We start from the raw sequence: 1,216 nt of genomic DNA on the forward strand, positions 1-1,216 counted from the left end.
GGGCGTGCTGTTCGACCATGACCGTGGCAAGACCCATGCCTCGGGCAAATATCTGTTCGCTGCGCGCGTGATCCCGTATCGCGGCTCGTGGCTGGACTTCGAGTTCGATGCCAAGGACATCGTCAACGTCCGTATCGACCGCAAGCGCAAGCTGCCGGTGACGGCGCTGCTCTATGCGCTGGGCATGAACTCGGAAGAGATCCTCAACTATTTCTACAACCGCCTGACCTTCGTTCGCGGTGATGGCGGCTGGAAGATCCCGTTCCAGGCCGAGAACTGGCGTGGCGCCAAGCCGATGTTCGACATCGTCGATGCGAACTCGGGCGAGGTCGTGTTCCCGGCCGGCCAGAAGATTTCCCCTCGTGCCGCCAACAAGGCGGCCAAGGACGGCCTGTCGCAGCTGCTGATCCCGACCGAGGAAATCTTCGGTCGCTACTCGGCCTATGACCTCATCAACGAGCAGACCGGCGAAATCTACGTCGAAGCCGGTGACGAGATCAGCGCCGAGAACCTCGAGGCGCTGGACAAGGCGGGCGTCGACACGATCGAGCTGCTCGACATCGACCATGTCGCGACCGGCCCGTGGATCCGCAACACGCTGAAGGCCGACAAGGCCGAAGAGCGCGAGCAGGCGCTGTCCGACATCTACCGCGTCATGCGCCCCGGCGAGCCGCCGACGCTGGAGACGGCCGAAGCGCTGTTCTCGGGCCTGTTCTTCGATCCCGATCGCTACGACCTGTCGGCCGTGGGTCGCGTCAAGCTGAACATGCGCCTCGACCTCGACTGCCCGGACACGGTGACCACGCTGCGCACCGAGGACATCCTCTCGGTCGTCAAGACGCTGGTCGACCTGAAGGACGGTAAGGGCGAGATCGACGATATCGACAATCTCGGTAACCGCCGCGTGCGTTCGGTGGGCGAGCTGCTGGAGAACCAGTATCGCGTCGGCCTGCTGCGCATGGAGCGCGCGGTCAAGGAGCGTATGTCGTCGGTCGACGTGTCGACCGTGATGCCGAACGACCTCATTAACGCCAAGCCTGCGGTCGCCGCGGTGCGCGAGTTCTTCGGTTCGTCGCAGCTGTCGCAGTTCATGGACCAGACCAACCCGCTGTCCGAAGTGACGCACAAGCGTCGCGTCTCGGCGCTCGGGCCGGGCGGTCTGACGCGTGAGCGTGCGGGCTTCGAAGTCCGCGACGTTCACCCGACGCATTATGGC

At 64.1% G+C, this 1,216-nt stretch carries 1 pseudogene; it reads left to right on the forward strand.

The features are described from left to right. Nucleotides 1–1,216, forward strand: a pseudogene (locus tag ACQKJZ_RS19395) (DNA-directed RNA polymerase subunit beta); the annotation flags it as partial.

Origin of the sequence: Sphingomonas sp. NPDC019816 (assembly GCF_050274375.1) — a bacterium.
Lineage (GTDB): Bacteria > Pseudomonadota > Alphaproteobacteria > Sphingomonadales > Sphingomonadaceae > Sphingomonas.